The following is a 17358-nucleotide window of genomic DNA, read 5'->3' as shown; positions in this document are numbered from 1 at the left end:
ACCTCAAACCCGCCCGTGAAGCGGCTAAAAAGCTGTGCAAACAGCGCTTTTTAGAGTTCGGCTGCGAAGGCCAGGCCGCTGGTGTCAAGGGCCACAGCCTGCAGGTGGTAGCGGGCCACTATGCCGATGGCCTGCTGGCCCAAGTGATTCACTAAATTGACCACCCTCTCTGGCTTTGTCCACTGTGTGGCAAAGCCAGCTCCCTATCGCATGTGACTTTTGGGTGGTAGACAATGTGCGGTCAACCTGCAGGTTGTAAGCAGCGTTGCTGGTGGCTGCAGCGTATATTTTCTCTACTTACCAAGGAAACACCATGGGCTTACTTGACTCGGTTCTCGGCGCGGTTTTGAACAACGGCCAACAACAGGCGCAACCCCAGGCTGGCCTCGGTGGCTTGGGCGGCATCATCGGCATGCTGGCCAGCAACCCCCAGCTCATCCAGGTGGTGACGGGCATGCTGAGCAACAACGGCGACCACGGTGGTCTGGGCGGCTTGGTCGGAAAATTTGAACAAGCGGGCTTGGGCAATGTGGTGGGTTCGTGGATCGGCGGCGGTCAGAACCAGCCGATTTCTGCAGACCAGCTCAGCAATGTGCTGGGTTCGGACGCGCTGTCCGGCATTGCCGCCAAACTGGGCGTGGACCCCAGTGAAGCCGCAGGCCAGCTGGCCCAGGTACTGCCCGGTCTGGTAGACCACCTCACCCCCGCAGGCCAAGCGCCCCAAGCCGGTTTGGGCGACAGCAGCGACCTGTTTGGCATGCTGGGTGGCTTGCTACAGAAGTCATAGCTTCTAGCGCAGGTACTACCTGCATGAAAGCCACTTTTCTTATATGAAAAGTGGCTTTTTTATTGGGCGGCTTAATCTGCGTCGGCGTGCACTGCGAAGCTGGCAATCACCTGCGCCACGGCGGCGGTGAGCTTCTTGGCGTAAGGCACGTGCAAAAACTCGTTCGGGCCGTGGGCGTTGCTCTTGGGGCCGAGTACGCCGCAGACCATCATCTGCGCCTTGGGGAAACCCTGGGACAGCATGTTCATCAGCGGAATCGTGCCGCCCTGGCCGATGTAGCCACAGGGCGCGCCAAACTGGGCTTGCGACGCGGCGTGCAGCGCGGCTTCAAACCACGGCGCGGTGCTGGGCGCGTTCCAGCCGGTGGCGGAACCATCGGGCTGGAAGGTCACGCGGGCCTGGTAGGGGGCGTTGTCTTCCAGCAGGGTTTTGAGCTCTTGCACAGCGACCGACGCGTCCACCAGCGGCGGCAGGCGCAGCGACAGCTTGAAGGCGGTGTACGGGCGCAGCACGGCCCCGGCGTTTTTCAGCTCCGGCAGGCCCTCGGCCCCGGTCACGCTCAGCGTGGGGGCCCAGGTCCGGTTCAGCAGGGCCTGCACCGGCTCGGTGGTGGTGGGTAGGCACAAGGTGCTGGCCCCGCCGCAGTCGTAGTGCGCCCAAGGGAAACGCTTGTAGATTTCGTCGCCCAAAATGGCCGCCGTGGCGCGGGCCTGCAGCAAGCGGTCTGCCGGTACTTCGCAGTGGAAGCTGGCGGGCAACAGGCGGCCGGTGGCGCTGTCTTCCAGCCGGTCCAGCACCTGGCGCATGATGCGAAAGCTCGACGGCACCAGGCCGCTGGCATCGCCGGAGTGCACGCCTTCGGTCAGCACCTCCACCTTCAACACGCCATTGGCCATGCCGCGCAAGCTGTTGGTCAGCCACAGCTGGTCGTAGTTGCCCGCGCCGGAATCCATGCAGACCACCAGCGCCACGTCGCCGAGCTTGTCGCGCATGGCATCCACGTAGGGCAGCAGGTCGTAGGAGCCGCTTTCTTCGCAAGTTTCGACCAGTCCGACGATGCGCGGGTGCGGTACTTTCTGGGCTTTCAGCGCCTGCACGGCGGTGATGCTGGCGTAAACGGCGTAACCGTCGTCGGCCCCGCCCCGGCCATACAGCTTGCCGTCTTCGTACTTGGGGGTCCAGGGGCCCAGGTCGTTGCGCCAACCGGTGAATTCGGGCTGTTTGTCCAGGTGGCCGTACATCAGCACGGTCTGGCGGCAGTCGGTCTGGCTGGCCGCCACTTCAAAGAACAGCACCGGCGTGCGGCCTTCCAGGCGGATGACTTCCAACGTCAGCCCTTCGACCTTTTGCGCCTCGACCCAGGCGGCCGCGTTGCGCATCACCGTGTCGATGTAGCCGTGCTCGGACCAAGACGCGTCGTAGGCGGGCGACTTGGCGGGGATGGCGATGTAGTCGCTGAGCTGGCGCACGATGTCGCCATCCCAGGCCTGGGTGGCATGGGCCAGCACTTGTTGCGGATCGAGTACGGCGGCAGGGACGCGGGCGTTCATGGCGGTTTCCTGAAAAGTGGGGGCGTGGTGCGGGGCAGATACCCCACCAAAGTTCCCACAGCTTACGCTGTTCGAATACCTGCACGGCGTGGGCGACTTTACCCACCAATAACCGATGCGGCAGGCGACCCCGCATGCCAGAGGCCAATTTAAAGAGAGCTTTACCAGGGACAGCCCTCTTGACGTGGCTTTCATGCGTGTTTAATCTAACTAACATGTCAGTGGTAAAAAATTAACGCCCGCTTTTCAAGATGCTCAAAAATATTTCGCCCCTGCTGTCGCCCGATCTGCTCCACGTGCTGGCCTCTATGGGGCATGGGGATGAAATCGTCCTGGCCGATGCCAACTTTCCCGCCGCCACCCATGCCAAACGGCTGGTCCATCTGCCCGGCCTGGACATGAACCGCGTGCTGGATGCCGTGCTCTCGCTGCTGCCGCTGGACGAATATGTGCCCGATGCGGCCTTCACCATGCAGGTGGTAGGCGATGCCAGCGCGGTACCCGAGGCGGTGCAGGATTTCACCCAGATCTTGCAGCGCCACAGCGAGCGCGCCCCGGCTTCGCTGGAGCGGCATGCGTTCTATGCGCGTGCGGCCCAGGCCTTTGCCATCGTGGCCACGGGTGAAACCCGGTTGTACGGCAACATCGTGCTGAAAAAGGGTGTGGTGCGGTCGTGAGCACCACGGCCAAGCGCCCTACCAGGGCAGCCACCCCGCACGCACTGGCCCCAACCCGCCAGGAGCCCACCAGCCAGCGCGCCCGCGCCTACCAGGGCTTTACCCAGCAACTCCTCAGCGGCAATATCCGCCCTGGCCAGTTTGTGTCGCAGCGCGAGCTGATGACCCTCCTGGATATGCCGCTGGGCGCAGTACGCGAGATGATTCCGCGCCTGGAAGCCGGGGGATTGGTCAAAACCGTGCCCCAGCGCGGCCTGCAGATCGCCCATGTGGATTTAAAGTTGATCCGCAATGCCTTCCAGCTACGCGCCATGATCGAGCGCGAGGCGGTGCGGCTGTTTGTGCGCAGCGTGGGCACCGCCGAGCTGGACGAAATTGAAGCCGCCCACCACGACATTCTGCGCCGTGCCCGCGCCGCCCAGCCGGATACGCCCGATGCGGTTTTGCTGGATGACGCGCAGTCGATCGACTGGGGTTTGCACGACCGCATGGTCGATGCCATGGGCAATGAGATCCTCTCCGAAATCTACCGCGTCAACAGCCTGCGCGTGCGCCTGATCACGCTGGAGCAAACCGTCATCACCCCTGCCCGCTTGATCCCCGCCATGGAAGAACACTTGCGCTTTATCTCGGCGCTGCAGCAGCGCGATGCAGCCGCCGCCATGGCCGGGCTTGACGACCATATTCTTAGCGCCCAGGCCCGTGTGATGGCGGCGCCGCAGACCTTGTCTGCGCCGGGCTGACCCGTTCCTATTTCCCCATAACCCACACTTTGAAGGAGTCCCTCTTGAACCCAGATATCAACGGCCTTTGGCCCGCCCTGTTGCTGCCGGTCAGCGCCAGCGGAGAGCTCGACATGGCCCGCAGCATCGGCCACGCCAAAACCATGTTGGCGGCCGGTTGTGATGGCATCACCTTGTTTGGCACCACCGGCGAAGGGCCCGCGTTTTCCATGGAGGAGCGCAAAAGCCTGCTGGAATCCATGCTCGGCAGCGGCATCCGTGCCAATCAGATCATCGTCACCACGACCGCCTTGTCACTGGCGGAAGCCATCGAGCTGGGTCGCCATGCCGCACGGCTCGGCGTGCACCGCCATCTGTACATGCCGCCGTTTTTCTTCAACCAGCCACGGGACGCGGGCATCGTAGAAGCCGTGTCGCAAGTGGTGCGCGGCATTGGTGACGACGGCCTCAAAATGTTGCTCTACCATTTCCCGGCCATGAGCACCTTTGGTTTCTCGCACGAAGCCATCGCCGAGCTGGTACGCCGCCATCCAGGCCAGGTGGTCGGTGTGAAAGACAGCAGCGGTGACAGGGCCCATGCACTGGCCTTGGCCAAAGCCTTTCCCCAACTGGCCATTCTGGTGGGTGCGGAGCTCGATATTGCGCCGGTCATGGTCGAAGGCGGCTCGGGCTCGGTCAACGGCTTGGCCAATCTGGCACCAGGCCTGCTGCGCCGGGTGATGGATGCCCCCAGCAAGGTGTCTGAGGCCGACGTCAAACTCATGACTGCGCTCTTAGGGCTGCTGAGCATCCGCCCCAATATGCCGTTTGTCGGCGCTTACAAGGCGGTGCTGGCCGAGCAGACCGGCGACGATTTCTGGCTGAACATGCGGGCCCCGCTGTCGCCACTGGATAGCAGTGAATTGAAGGCGGTGCGTGAAGGCTACCGTGCCATTGGTGCTGCATTGGCCCATATCTGATTTCCATAACTAGAACCAGGAGACAAAACCATGAACCAGATAGCCCCATCTTTACGCCGCCGCACATTGCTGGGCGCCGGCCTGGCGCTGGGCAGTGCCACGCTGCCCAGCTTCGCACAGACCAAACAGGCGCTGCGAATTTCCACACCGGCCGTACCTGACGACTGGCATGCCAAGATGTGGACGGTGATGAAAGACGAGTTGGAGAAAACCGCGCCAGGCCAATTTGATGTGCAGATCAACCTGAACGCATCCTTGTTCAAACAAGGCACAGAGCCGGCTGCCATGGCCCGAGGCAATCTGGAAATGGCGTCCATTTCGGCGTTTGACATTGCCAAGCTGGTGCCCGAGTTCTCTATCTTCACCGCTGGTTATGTGGTCCGCGACCCAGACCACATGAACAAAGTGTTCAACGGCCCGATTGGTGACGAGCTATTCAAACTGGTCAGCGAAAAGATGGACATCACCATCCTGTCTCCCATCTACCTGGGCACCCGTCAGCTTAATCTGCGCGAGTTACGCAACGTCAGAACGCCGGCCGACCTCAAAGGCGTCAAGCTTCGCATGCCGAGCAGCAAGGAGTGGTTGTTCCTGGGTGAGGCATTGGGTGCCACACCCACGCCGCTGGCCTTTGGCGAGGTCTACCTCGGCCTGAAAACCGGCACTATCGACGGCCAGGACAACCCTCTGCCCACGGTGCGCAGCGCCAAGTTCTATGAAGTCACCAAGCAGCTCACGCTGACCAACCATCTGGTGGACGGCATCTTCATCAGCATCTCCAACAAAGTGTGGAACAGTCTGAGTGCCGACCAAAAAACCAAGCTGAAGGCAGCCGCCCAAGCCGCAGCCAAATACAACAACCAAAACCGCATCACCGATGAAGCGCAACTGGTTGGTTTCCTGAAGGAGCAGGGTCTGACCGTGACCACACCAGATCTGGACGCTTTCCGCAAGTCGGTGCAATCGGCTTACTTGAACTCCGACTACGCCAAGGTATGGCCCAAGGGCTTGCTGGAGCGCATCAACCAAGTCAAGTAGGAGTACTGCATGTTGAAGCGCACTCGGCAATTTGCCGAAGGAACCTCCGCTGCCATTTTCGCGCTGCTGTTCCTAGTATTCGTGATCCAGGTGACCATGCGCTTCGTTTTCAACAAGCCGCTGGCCTGGTCTGACGAACTGATCGTGGTCTTGTACATCCTCATGGTGTTCTGGAGCGCGGCCACGCTGCTCAAGGAAAAAGAACACGTGATGCTCGATCTGGTGTACGAGGCCTTGCCGCCAGGAGGGCGGAGGGTGTTTGGCCTGATCGGAGCCGCGCTGACTGCGGGGCTGATGTTGGTGTTATTGCCGCAGGCTTTTGACTACGTGAAGTTTATGCACCGGGAGAAAACCCCGGTGCTGGACATCCCGTTCTCTTACGTTTTCGCCCCCTTCATCATTTTCGTGACCATCGTCGCCGTGCAGTATCTTGTCAAGTTCTGCCGCTTGCTGGGCCGCAACTGGCGTCAATACATCTAAGCGTATGAGCTCTTCACTTACTCTCTTGTTATGCATGCTGGTGCTGACGCTGATCTTGCGTCTGCCCATCGCCTTCGGGATGATGGTCAGCGGCGTGTCGTATCTGCTGATGAAACACCAGGACCTCGGGCTGGTGGCCGAGCAAGTGCTCAACGGCTTGTACAACAGCTACGTTCTATTGGCCGTGCCTTTGTTCATTTTTGCTGCGGCGGTAATGAACTCGGGCACCGTCAGCGAACGCTTGTTTGATTTCGCGCTGGCTATTGTGGGTCGCCTGCGCGGCGGGTTGGCCCACGTCAACATCATCGTGAGCGTGATCTTCTCGGGCATGAGCGGTAGCGCCATCGCCGATGCTGCGGGCCCTGGCGTGGTGAGCATCCGCATGATGGAGAAGAATGGCTACACCGCTGAATTCGCCGGCGCGCTGACGGCGGCTTCGTCCACCATTGGCCCCATCATTCCGCCGTCGATCCCGCTGGTGATCTATGCACTGGTGTCGAGTGCCTCGGTGGGAGCGCTCTTTTTGGGCGGTGTGTTGCCGGGTTTGATGATGGCCGTGTCGCTGATGATCGCGGTGCATTTCATCGCCAAGAAGCGCCAGTTTCCACGCGGCGACAAGATCCCATGGGCGGCATATCCGCGCATCATCGCACGCGGATTTCTACCCCTGACCTTGCCCGTGGTGTTGCTCGGCGGCATCTACAGCGGCGTCTTCACGCCCACAGAAGCCGCTTCGGTGGCGGCGCTGTACGCGCTGATTCTGGCGAGCCTGGTGTACCGCGCGTTGACGTGGGGTCGCCTGTATGAAATTTTGGTGGAATCGGCCAAGACCAGCGCCTCGGTCACCTTGATCATCGCTTCGGCTTTCATCATCAATTACGCTTTCACGGCGGAAAACGTGCCCGGCCTGGTGGCTGCCTGGCTGACCGGCATGCAGCTCACGCCCACGGGTTTCTTGCTGCTGACGAATGTCTTGTTTCTCGTGCTGGGCTGCTTGCTCGATACCTCCATCATGTTGCTGGTGCTGGTACCCATTCTGTTGCCTACCGCCAAGTTGTTGGGCGTCGACCTGGTCCATCTCGGCGTGGTCCTGGCGGTGAACATGATGATTGGCTTGGTCACTCCACCCTTTGGCATGCTGCTGTTTGTGATCAACGCGCTGGCCGGCGTGCCGCTCAAAGGCATGATCCGCGAAGCCTGGGTGTTCATTTTTGTGCTTATCGCGGCCCTGCTCATCATGAGTGTGTTTCCACAAACGGTGTTGTGGTTGCCGCAGATGATGGGTTACAAGACCAGCTAATGCCGCCGCAAGTCGCGGCAAGTTGCGCCCATGGAGGCGAGCAGCCCGACATCGCAACGCTTTCACCACGGCATCCATCGCTTGGCTTGCTATACATAAAATAGCTGCTAGCGCATAGTTTGTTTGCGCTAGCAGCCTAATTGCATGCATAAAGATGGCCAAGCTTTCGGTCCGACCCTCTTAGAACGTGTTTACGATCTATTCGGGGCCGCGTTGGAGAGCAATCGGGATGAGTTGGCTGTCAGCGCCCGCAGCATGGGCTCTCTGCCCATGCAAGGGTGATGGCGGGCAAATCGCCCGATTTCTCCCCAACCCGAAGGGCAGTTGCCTTCTCGGGCAGTCTGGGGCGTTGCGGCTCTTGCCAATAGCCAGCTATTGGCGGCGAACCGCGCCTACCAGCCCCTCCCGAGAAGGCAGCTGCGCGGCCTCGAATAGATCGTAAACACGTTCTAAGGCTTAGGGGTGTGCCAGCACTTGGCGCGCCCTGCCGTCAGCGCACGCAGGCTGCCGGTGGTTAGCCGATGCCCGATGTGCCACCGTGACCAGCATCGTGTTACCTGAAATTGGCATGCGGCGCTCCGGTATCAAATGAACATGCCGCCCGAGGCCTCAATCCGCTGCGCCGTGACCCAGCCGTTGCCGGGTGACAGCAACGTCGCAATCGCGCCGCCAATGTCGTCCGGCAGGCCGACCCGGCCCAGGGCGGTTTGCGCGGCGATGAAGCCGTTGACCTCCGGGTTGTCGCGCACCGTGCCGCCGCCAAAGTCGGTTTCAATGGCCCCTGGGGCCAGCGTGTTCACGGCGATGCCGCGCGCACCCAGCTCCTTGGCCATGTAGCGCGTCATGACCTCGACGGCACCCTTCATCGCGGCGTAAGCGGCGTAGCCGGGCAGCGCAAAGCGGGTCAGGCCGCTAGAGATATTGACGATGCGGCCGCCATCGGCCATCAGCGGCAACAGCTTTTGCGTCAAAAAGAACACGCCCTTCAGATGGACGTTGAACAGCGCGTCAAACTGCGCTTCGGTGGTGTCCATCAGGCTGGCATACGCACCGTGGCCCGCGTTGTTGACCAGGAAGTTGAAGCGGTCGCGCTGCCACGTCGTTGCCAACGCCGCTTTGACCTGGGCGGCAAAATCCGCAAAACGGGCACTCACCGCCACGTCCAGCGGCAAGGCCACAGCGCGGCGGCCCAGCGCCTCAATTTGCGCCACCACGGCCTGTGCCTCGGCGGCTTGGCTGCGGTAAGTCAAGATGATGTCGGTGCCCTGGGCGGCCAGGTGCAAGGCCGTGCTTTTACCCAGGCCGCGGCTGCCGCCGGTGACGATAGCGATGGGGGTTATGGTGGTAGTCATGGGTGCTTCCTTGTTGCAATGGGTGGTGAATGCAGGCAAGTCTATTGACCACGGCGTATTGGATAAATAGCCACTCATTGGTTTAGTTGTTCGCCATAATTGAACAATGATTCCTTTAGAGCGCATGCACATCTTCACCCGGGTGGCCGAGCTGGCCAGCTTCACGCAGGCGGCCGAGGCGCTGGGCCTGCCCAAGGCCAGCGTGTCCCACGCTGTGCAGCAACTGGAGGCGGCGCTAGGCACGCGCTTGCTGCACCGCACCACACGCCGGGTCGCACCCACCCAGGACGGCCAGGTGTTTTACGAGCGCTGCAAAGACCTGCTGGCCGATGCGGACGAGCTGCACACCCTATTCCAGCAGCCCGGCACCACCGGTAGCCAGGCCCTGCGCGGACGCGTGCGGATCGATATGTCCACCAGCATGGCGCGCCAAGCCGTCATCCCCCGGCTGCCCGAACTGCTGGCCCTGCACCCGCTGCTGGAGCTGGAGATCAGCAGCACCGAACGCCGGGTGGACCTGGTGCGCGAAGGTTTTGACTGCGTGCTGCGCGCAGGCCCGGTGCAAGACACCAGCCTGGTCGCCCGCCCCCTGGCCCCTATGCGCATGGCCAACTGTGCCAGCCCCGCCTACCTGCAGGCGCACGGCACGCCCCACGCGCTGGCCGACCTGGCCCACCACCAACTGGTGCACTACGCCAGCACGCTGGGGGCCAAGCCCGATGGGTTTGAGGTTTTGGCCCCGGACGGCAAAACTACCAGCGCAGTGCCCATGTCGGGCCCCATCACGGTTAACAACGCCGAGGCCTACATGGCCGCCTGCCTGGCCGGGCTGGGCATCATCCAGGTGCCTGCCGTGGCGGTACAAGAGCACATCCGAGGCGGCCTGCTGGTCGCGCTATTGCCCGATTTGGCGGCACCGCCCATGCCACTGAACCTGCTGTACGCCCACCGCCGCAACCTGTCCAAACGCGTGCGGGTGGTGATGGACTGGCTAGCGGAGGTGGTGGAGGCGCATGTGCTGGCGTTGTAAATTGTTATCATTTAAATAGCATACAGCGCAGGTGCAACAAGCGCGAGAGGCTTAAAACATGCCTAAAACTACGCCCTCCTCGCTCAAGGCGTAATCTTTTCCAGGCAGTAACCCAGCCCACGCACGGTGGCGATGCGGATCGGGCCCTTCTCGATCTTCTTGCGCAGGCGGTAGATGTAGACCTCGATGGCGTTGACGCTGACCTCTTCGCCCCATTCGCACAGGCGCTCGATCAGCTGCTCTTTGCTCACCAACCGCCCCACGCGCTGCAGCAGCACCTCCAGTAGGCCCAGCTCGCGGGCCGACAGCTCTAGGGTCTTGCCGTCGATGCTGGCCATGCGCCCGGCGTGGTCGTACAGCAAGGGGCCATGCTGGATGCTGCTGCTGGCCCCGCCCGCGCTGCGCCGCGCCAGGGCACGCACCCGGGCTTCCAATTCTTGTAGCGAAAACGGTTTGGCCATGTAATCGTCGGCCCCGTAATCCAGGCCTTTGACGCGCTCTTCCACGCTGTCGGCCGCCGTCAAAATCAGCACCGGCAGCGACGAGCCGCGGGCGCGCAGGCGCTTCAACACCTCCAGGCCGTGCATCTTGGGCAGGCCCAGGTCGAGGATCAGCAGGTCGAATTCTTTATTGGTCAGCAGCGCGGCATCGGCCTCGGTGCCGCTAGCCACGTGGTCCACCGCCGCCCCCGAAGCGCGCAGCCCACGCAGCAGCCCGTCGGCTAAAACCTGGTCGTCTTCCGCAATAAGAATTCGCATCGTGTCTCCTACTTTTTTCGCGATTATGTAGCGTAGGCCTCTAGCCCCAGCGCCACCACGGTGGCCACCTCGGGGCCGACGGCCTGGTGGAACTCTTCCTCGGCCTGTGCGACCGCGTCCTGGAAGGCCTTGAGCCAGGCCAAACCGGTGGCGGTAAACACCACCCGCCGCGCGCGCGCGTCCAGCGGGTCGGGTTCGCGCGCCACCATGCCCCAAGCGGCGCACTGGTCCACCAGGTCGCCCATGGCCTGTTTGCTCATGCCCGCCTGCGTGGCCAGCTCGGTGAGCCGCGCGCCCTGCAGCGGCAGGTGCCGGGTGATGTGGATGTGCGCTGCGCCCACCTGCGCCCGCGCAGCCAGGTTGCCCAGGGCCAGCGGCACGTCCACGTTGCGGGCCATCAGTTCCAGCACGCGGGCATCGAATCGGCGCAGCGCAGCGGCCATCCGGCGGCCCAAATGCGTCTCGCGCCAACCTTGTTCAGCAGTGATATCCAGCATTTTTTAATAGTAAGTCAAACTGACTAAAAAATCTATTTGAAGAAACCAAAGGTCGCCGTAAACTACTGTTCAAGCATCCAGCCTGTAGTTAACCGCAGGCCATGCACCCGCTCAATTCCTTCTGATTTTTGAAAGACCCGCAGCATGAACGCCGTCACCAAAGCCCCTCCCGTCGCCCCCACCCCCGCCGCACTGGCTGAAAAAGCCAAGGCCCTACAAGCCGCGCTGGCGCAGATCGAAAAGCAGTTTGGTAAGGGCACCATCATGCGCCTGGGCGAGGGCGAGGTGATAGAGGACATCCAGGTGGTCTCCACCGGCTCGCTGGGCCTGGATATTGCGCTGGGCGTCGGCGGCCTGCCGCGTGGCCGGGTGATTGAAATCTACGGCCCTGAGTCCAGCGGCAAGACCACGCTGACCCTGCAAGTGATTGCCGAAATGCAAAAGCTCGGCGGCACCTGCGCCTTTGTGGATGCCGAGCACGCACTCGACACCCAGTACGCCCAAAACCTGGGTGTGAATCTGCAGGAAATGCTGATCAGCCAGCCCGACACCGGCGAGCAAGCGCTGGAAATCGTCGATTCCCTGGTGCGTTCCGGCGCGGTCGATTTGATCGTGGTCGATTCGGTGGCCGCATTGACCCCCAAGGCCGAGCTGGAAGGCGAAATGGGCGATAGCCTGCCCGGCCTGCAGGCCCGCTTGATGAGCCAGGCGCTGCGCAAGCTCACCGCCCACATCAAGAAGGCCAATTGCATGGTCATCTTCATCAACCAGATCCGCATGAAGATCGGCGTGATGTTCGGCTCGCCTGAGACCACCACCGGCGGCAACGCGCTGAAGTTCTACGCCTCGGTGCGCCTGGACATCCGCCGCACCGGCACCATCAAAAAGGGCGACGACGCGATCGGCAACGAGACCAAGGTCAAAGTGGTGAAGAACAAGGTAGCTCCGCCTTTCAAAACCGCCGAATTCGACATTCTGTTCGGCGAGGGCATCAGCCGCCACGGCGAAATCATCGACATGGGCGTGGAAGCCAAGGTGATCGAAAAGTCCGGTGCCTGGTACGCCTACCAGGGTGAAAAAATCGGCCAAGGCCGCGACAACGCCCGTGAGTTTCTACGCGAAAACCCCGGCCTGTCCACCGAGATCGAAAACAAGGTGCGCGAGTCGCTGGGCATCCCGCTGGTGCTAGCTGCCGCCGAACCGGCCAAAGAAGGCAAAAAAGCCAAAGTTGAGGCTTAAATAAGGCTCCAGCGCAGGGTACACCTGCGCTGGCAGCTATACATACCGTAGCAAATGGCTTTCTCACCGTCCAAGGGCCCGCACAAGAGCCTGTCGCCCATCAGCCTCAAGGGCCGGGCTTTGCGCCTGCTCAGCGGCCGTGAGCATTCGCGGGCCGAGCTAGAGCGCAAGCTCATCACGTTTGAAGAAGTGCCCGGCACGCTGGCCCAGGCGCTGGACGAACTCCAAGCCAAGGGCTTCATCAACGAGCAGCGGGTGGTGGACTCCGTGCTGTACCGCCGTGCGGGCAAGCTGGGCACCGCGCGCATCCGCCAAGAGCTGCAAAGCAAGGGGCTGGACCCCGCCGCCGTGCTGGACGCGGTGGCCAGCCTGCAAAGCACCGAGCTGGCCCGGGCCCGCGAGGTCTGGCGTAAAAAGTTTGGCACCCCGCCGCTGGATGCCGCCGCCCGGGGCAAACAGCAGCGGTTTTTGCTGGCACGCGGCTTCTCGGGCGATGCCGTGCGCAAGGTGGTGGCGGGTGGCGACGACGAAAGCTGGGATAGCGCAGACAGTTGAATGGCCGTGTCGCCGCCTTTCAGCGATCGATGCATCGCGCTCAGCCTGCACTTGCCATCGCCTGCAACACTATCCGCCGAAAAATATCTCAAGCTTTTTAGGCTTCCAGCGCATATATTGCCTGCACAAGCAGCTATTGAAACAATAGCAAACCACACAACCTAGGGTTTCACCCTAGATTGCAGTTGCAACACAGCCTGCGTGTTGCCGACACACAAAAGCCGCCGCCGCTTGGGAAGATCACCCCACTCCAAAACACTGCACCGATCTTGGTGCTCTACCCCAAGGATTCCACCATGACCCGCTCTATCCACCGTATCGCTGCTTCCGCCCTGTTCGCTCTGGCTGCTGGCGCATTCCTCCCCGCCCACGCTGCTGGCAACGACGCTGACCTGGCCACTTCGGTGCAATCCGCCATCAGCACCTCGCTGGGCGACGAAGCCAAGAACGTGACCGTAACTGCCAACAACGGCAACGTCACCCTGCACGGCTGGGCACAAGGCCCTGTGGAAGAAGCCAAGGCGCGTTATGTTGCCAGCACCGTGCCCGGTGTGGCCAACGCCTACAGCGCCGTGCGCACCTTCTCGACCGACAGCAACGACTAAGCTGCTGCACGGCTGAGCCGTAGTGCAAAAAGCCCGAGGGTGGCCGGAATAACTTCCGGCCACCCTCGGGCTTTTTACGTTGGGCGGCCTCAATCCCAGGCGGGTGCCAGGCCTTCGGGGTTGGTGAGGCGGCCGCCCCGGTCCAGCGCGGCGATCTGGGCCATGTCGGACGCGCCCAGCACCAGTTGCTGCGCCAGCAGATTGGTCTGCAGGTTGGCCCGCTGGGTGGACGACGGAATCACCGCGTAGCCCAGCTGCATCGCCCAGGCCAGCACCACCTGCGCCGGGGTGGCCGCGTGAACCTGGGCGATCGCCTGGATGACCGGGTCGTGCAGCACCTTGCCGTAGGCCAGCGTCATGTACGAGGTGATGGCAATGCCCTGGCTTTTCGCAAAGTCGGCCACCTTGCGGTTTTGCAGGTAGGGGTGCAGCTCGATCTGGTTGGTGGCGATTTCAGAAGCCCCCACGGCGGCTATCGCCTGCTGCATCAGACCAATGGTGAAGTTGGACACGCCAATCTGCGTGGCCAGGCCCTGGCGCTTGGCATCTCGCAGCGCCGCCATGAACTCGGCCACCGGCACGGCGTTGCCGGGCGACGGCCAATGGATCAGTGCCAGGTCCACGTGGTCGGTGCGCAGCTTGGCCAGGCTGTCGCGCAGGCTGGGGATCAGCTTGTCCTGGGCGTAGTGGTCGATCCAGATTTTGGTGGTGATGAACAGGTCTTGGCGGGTCACGCCGCTGTCGGCAATGGCCTGGCCGACCTCGGCCTCGTTGCCATAAATCTGCGCCGTGTCGATGACGCGGTAGCCGAGCTCCAGGCCGTTTGTGACCGAGTCGATGGCGGCCTGGCCTTGCAGGCGAAAAGTACCCAGGCCGAAGGCGGGAATGCGGTATGTCATAGGTGAATCTTTCAAAGTGGCCCCAGTGTCGCGCCCCTGCCTTTGCAGAAAAACCCCTGAATCTCCAAAAGACTGTTGCGTTCATTTCCACAATGCCGCTACCCACTCGGTAGCCGTATATGACAAATGCAACACAAGCCCTCCGTTCCGACACACAAGCAAGCCCGCGCCTTGGGAACATCCTGCATGAACGGTGAGTCACCGTTTTCCCAGGAATTGCGCAGCGCCCAGCTGGCAGGTTTGCGGCCCTCTGGCCGGACGCTGCGTAATTCCATGTCCTGTGTCCCGGACACACGGTCCAGTTCCCCAAGGGCTGGCCCCACCGTTACGGGTTAAGGCCTCTGCCGTATATGCGGCAGAGGCTTTTTTTATGGGCGGCTTGGCAGATCTCGGTCTGCACCGTTCGATGACTCTGTGTTTCACAAAGATGTCATACCCCGTGTGTAACCTGCAACTTTACAAATCCTATACGTTGCAGACACACGATGAACACACACAACCAAACCCTCACCACCGCATTTACCGACCCGGACGACCTCGACAACAATTCCAGCCCCAACGGCCATTTGCAAGACGTGATGGCCGCCCACATGGGCCGCCGCCAAGTGCTGCGCTCTGGCGTGGGCGCACTGGCCACCGCCAGCCTGGGCGGCCTGGGTCTGACGGCCTGCGGCGGTGGTGACGACGATGTGGCAGAAGCCGCACCGTTGCTGCCGCCCGTGCTGGGATTTACCGCCGTGGCCAAAGACCTGGTGGACCGTGTCACCGTGCCCGCGGGCTACACCGCCACCGTGATCTACGCCACCGGCGACTCGATTGACCCGACCGTGACCGATTACCAGAACAACGGCACGGACAGCAACTTCGCCCGCCGCAGCGGCGACCACCACGACGGCATGCACTACTTTGGCCTGGGCACCGACGGCAAGCCTTCGCTGACCAGCAACACCCGCGCGCTGATGGCCATCAACCACGAAGCCATCAACGGCACCGTGCAGTTCATGCACCCCAATGGCCAGACCAATATCAGCGCCAGCGCAGGCCCGCGCCCCGAAGCCGAAGCGCTGAAAGAAGTCGAAGCGCACGGCGCGTCGGTCATCGAAATCAGCAAGACCGCCGGTGTTTTTGGCGTGGTCAAGGCCTCCACCTTCAACCGCCGCATCACACCGCGCACGCCCATGGTGTTCGGCGGCCCGGCCAAGGGTTCGGCCCTGCTGAAAACCAAGTACTCCGCCGACGGCACCGCCACCCGCGGCATGATCGGTAACTGCGCCAGCGGCTACACGCCCTGGGGCACCTACCTGACCTGCGAAGAAAACTTTGCCGGTTTCTTTCGCCGCGGCAGCGCCGACGACACCCTGCGCAGCGCCAAAGAACGCACCGCCTTCAAGCGCATCGGCCTGGCCCAGGGCGCAGGCGGCGGCCAACGTTGGGCCACCGTGGTGCCCGCCGACAGCACCAGCACCGAATACGCCCGCTGGGATGCCAGCAAACTGGGTGCCTCTACCGACGGTACCGACGACTTCCGCAACACCCACAACACCTTTGGCTGGGTGGTAGAAATCGACCCTTACAACCCTGCCTCCACCCCGGTGAAGCACACCGCCCTGGGCCGCTTTGCCCACGAAGGTGCCTGGCCCAGCAACCCGGTGGTCGGCCAGCCGCTGGCGTTCTACATGGGTGACGACTCGCGCAGCGAATATGTCTACAAATATGTCTCTACCGCCGTCTGGGCGGCGGCCGATGCCAACCCCACAGACCGCCTGGCCACCGGTGCCAAGTACCTGGACAACGGCACGCTGTTTGCAGCCAAGTTCAACGCCGACGGCACCGGCACCTGGCTCAAGCTGGATCTGAGCAACACCGCCATCAGCGGCAACAGCGCCTACAGCTTTGCCGACCTGGCCGATGTGCTGGTCAACGCCCGCCTGGCGGCCGATGCCGCCGGTGCCACCAAGTGCGACCGCCCCGAGTGGACCGCCGTGAACCCGCGCAATGGCGAGATCTACATCACCATGACCGAAAACCCCGACCGCGGCAGCGTCGGCACCACCAGCAGCAACAACAACTCCAACCCCGATGTAGATGCCGCTTTCCCGCGCTACTGGCTGGACAACAAGGGCGTATCGACCCAGAACGCCACCGCCTCGGTCAGCAAGGGCAATGTGAATGGCCAGGTGATGCGCATGCGCGAGACCGGCAGCCTGGCATCGGCCACTACCTTCAACTGGGACATCTACCTGTTCGCCAGCCAGGCCACGGCCGACATCGGGCTGGACAACGTGAACTACCAGGCCAACGTCAACTTGTCTGGCCTGACTTCGGTGAACGACCTGTCCAAGCCCGACGGCTGCTGGTTCTCCAAGGCCAGCGGCATCCTGTGGATCGAAACCGACGACAACGCCTACACCGACGTGACCAACTGCATGCTGCTGGCCGCCGTACCCGGCAGCTACGGCGACGGCGGCAAGATCACCGTGACCAACCAGGCCAACGGCAAACCCGGCACCGCTGGCACGGGCCCCGTGGTGGTGGACACTTTTGCGGGCAAGAAGATGAACGACACCATCTTCCGCCGCTTCCTGACCGCGCCGCTGGGCTCCGAAGTGACCGGCGTGGCCGAGTCCCCCGACGGCAAAGCGCTGTTCATCAACATCCAGCACCCGGGTGAAAACACCGCCCCCGCCAACATTGGCGACCCCACCAAGTACGAGAGCCACTGGCCTGGCAACGGTGCCGGTGTAGCCGCCTACGGCCCGGGCAGCAGCAGCGCCCGCCCCCGCTCGGCCACGGTGATGGTCACCAAAAACGACGGCGGCGTAATCGGGCTGTAATCCCGGTACTGAAAAAACGGTATCGTTTTAATAGCTGCCAGCGCAGATTAAGTCT

17 protein-coding genes and 1 pseudogene are annotated in these 17358 nt (G+C 62.3%); 13 read left to right on the top strand and 5 right to left on the bottom strand.

From position 1 onward, the window contains the following. Positions 1-155, top strand: a pseudogene (locus tag ABI213_RS08890) (fructose-1,6-bisphosphate aldolase); the annotation flags it as partial. Positions 156-313: 158 nt separating this feature from the next. Continuing rightward, complete coding sequence (locus ABI213_RS08885) at positions 314-787, top strand: YidB family protein (protein WP_348004944.1); 474 nt, start codon at positions 314-316, stop codon at positions 785-787. Positions 788-858: 71 nt separating this feature from the next. Here the strand turns inward: ABI213_RS08885 and ABI213_RS08880 are convergent, their stop codons facing one another. Then, complete coding sequence (locus ABI213_RS08880) at positions 859-2337, bottom strand: M20 family metallopeptidase (RefSeq protein ID WP_348004945.1); 1479 nt, start codon at positions 2335-2337, stop codon at positions 859-861. A 251-nt stretch (positions 2338-2588) separates the two neighbouring features. On the opposite strand from ABI213_RS08880, the gene ABI213_RS08875 reads away from it, so the two are divergent. The 6 genes from ABI213_RS08875 to ABI213_RS08850 are packed head-to-tail and all read left to right on the top strand — an operon-like array spanning position 2589 to position 7534. After that, positions 2589-3014 carry an RbsD/FucU domain-containing protein gene (locus ABI213_RS08875; protein WP_348004946.1) on the top strand — a complete coding sequence of 142 codons (426 nt, stop codon included), beginning with the start codon at positions 2589-2591 and terminating at the stop codon, positions 3012-3014. Continuing rightward, positions 3011-3757, top strand: coding sequence for a GntR family transcriptional regulator (locus ABI213_RS08870; protein ID WP_348004947.1), 747 nt, complete (start codon positions 3011-3013; stop codon positions 3755-3757). Before ABI213_RS08875 ends, ABI213_RS08870 begins: the two co-directional genes overlap by 4 nt. 44 nt (positions 3758-3801) lie before the next feature. Further along, positions 3802-4716, top strand: a complete 915-nt coding sequence (locus ABI213_RS08865) for a dihydrodipicolinate synthase family protein (RefSeq protein WP_348004948.1) — start codon at positions 3802-3804, stop codon at positions 4714-4716. A gap of 30 nt (positions 4717-4746) precedes the next feature. Continuing rightward, positions 4747-5754 carry a sialic acid TRAP transporter substrate-binding protein SiaP gene (locus tag ABI213_RS08860; protein WP_348004949.1) on the top strand — a complete coding sequence of 336 codons (1008 nt, stop codon included), beginning with the start codon at positions 4747-4749 and terminating at the stop codon, positions 5752-5754. A 9-nt stretch (positions 5755-5763) separates the two neighbouring features. After that, positions 5764-6234 (top strand): TRAP transporter small permease, encoded by a 471-nt coding sequence (locus tag ABI213_RS08855; RefSeq protein ID WP_348004950.1) that lies wholly within the window; start codon positions 5764-5766, stop codon positions 6232-6234. A gap of 4 nt (positions 6235-6238) precedes the next feature. Continuing rightward, positions 6239-7534: a TRAP transporter large permease gene (locus tag ABI213_RS08850; protein WP_348026786.1), complete on the top strand. Its 1296-nt coding sequence runs from the start codon at positions 6239-6241 to the stop codon at positions 7532-7534. Positions 7535-8118: 584 nt separating this feature from the next. On the opposite strand, the gene ABI213_RS08845 is transcribed toward ABI213_RS08850, so the two are convergent. Continuing rightward, a complete protein-coding gene (locus ABI213_RS08845) occupies positions 8119-8886 on the bottom strand; it encodes an SDR family oxidoreductase (protein ID WP_348004952.1) in 768 nt (255 codons plus the stop codon). A 106-nt stretch (positions 8887-8992) separates the two neighbouring features. Between ABI213_RS08845 and ABI213_RS08840 the strand changes: the two genes are divergently transcribed. Then, positions 8993-9916, top strand: coding sequence for a LysR family transcriptional regulator (locus ABI213_RS08840; RefSeq protein WP_348004953.1), 924 nt, complete (start codon positions 8993-8995; stop codon positions 9914-9916). 83 nt (positions 9917-9999) lie between these two features. Here the strand turns inward: ABI213_RS08840 and ABI213_RS08835 are convergent, their stop codons facing one another. Both ABI213_RS08835 and ABI213_RS08830 read right to left on the bottom strand, forming a co-directional pair. Further along, entirely contained in the window at positions 10000-10674 is a 675-nt protein-coding gene (locus tag ABI213_RS08835; protein ID WP_348004954.1) for a response regulator transcription factor, read from the bottom strand. Between the two features lie 23 nt (positions 10675-10697). Beyond that, positions 10698-11171: a MarR family transcriptional regulator gene (locus ABI213_RS08830; protein ID WP_348004955.1), complete on the bottom strand. Its 474-nt coding sequence runs from the start codon at positions 11169-11171 to the stop codon at positions 10698-10700. Positions 11172-11315: 144 nt separating this feature from the next. Here ABI213_RS08830 and recA point away from each other — a divergent pair, with 144 nt between their 5' ends. The 3 genes from recA to ABI213_RS08815 all read left to right on the top strand — a co-directional run bounded on the left by recA (position 11316) and on the right by ABI213_RS08815 (position 13570). Continuing rightward, positions 11316-12410: a recombinase RecA gene (gene recA, locus ABI213_RS08825; protein ID WP_348004956.1), complete on the top strand. Its 1095-nt coding sequence runs from the start codon at positions 11316-11318 to the stop codon at positions 12408-12410. 54 nt (positions 12411-12464) lie between these two features. Next, positions 12465-12965, top strand: coding sequence for a recombination regulator RecX (gene recX, locus ABI213_RS08820; RefSeq protein WP_348026784.1), 501 nt, complete (start codon positions 12465-12467; stop codon positions 12963-12965). 296 nt (positions 12966-13261) lie between these two features. After that, the gene (locus ABI213_RS08815; RefSeq protein WP_348005209.1) at positions 13262-13570 is read left to right on the top strand and encodes a BON domain-containing protein; all 309 of its coding nucleotides are present in this window, start codon (positions 13262-13264) and stop codon (positions 13568-13570) included. Positions 13571-13659: 89 nt separating this feature from the next. Here the strand turns inward: ABI213_RS08815 and dkgB are convergent, their stop codons facing one another. Continuing rightward, positions 13660-14469 (bottom strand): 2,5-didehydrogluconate reductase DkgB, encoded by an 810-nt coding sequence (dkgB, locus tag ABI213_RS08810; RefSeq protein ID WP_348005208.1) that lies wholly within the window; start codon positions 14467-14469, stop codon positions 13660-13662. 485 nt (positions 14470-14954) lie between these two features. Between dkgB and ABI213_RS08805 the strand changes: the two genes are divergently transcribed. Further along, a complete protein-coding gene (locus tag ABI213_RS08805) occupies positions 14955-17303 on the top strand; it encodes an alkaline phosphatase PhoX (RefSeq protein WP_348005207.1) in 2349 nt (782 codons plus the stop codon). Positions 17304-17358: the final 55 nt, after the last annotated feature.

The organism is Rhodoferax sp. (assembly GCF_039922535.1).
GTDB lineage: Bacteria > Pseudomonadota > Gammaproteobacteria > Burkholderiales > Burkholderiaceae_C > Rhodoferax_B.
This window is presented reverse-complemented; position numbering and strand designations above follow the sequence as displayed.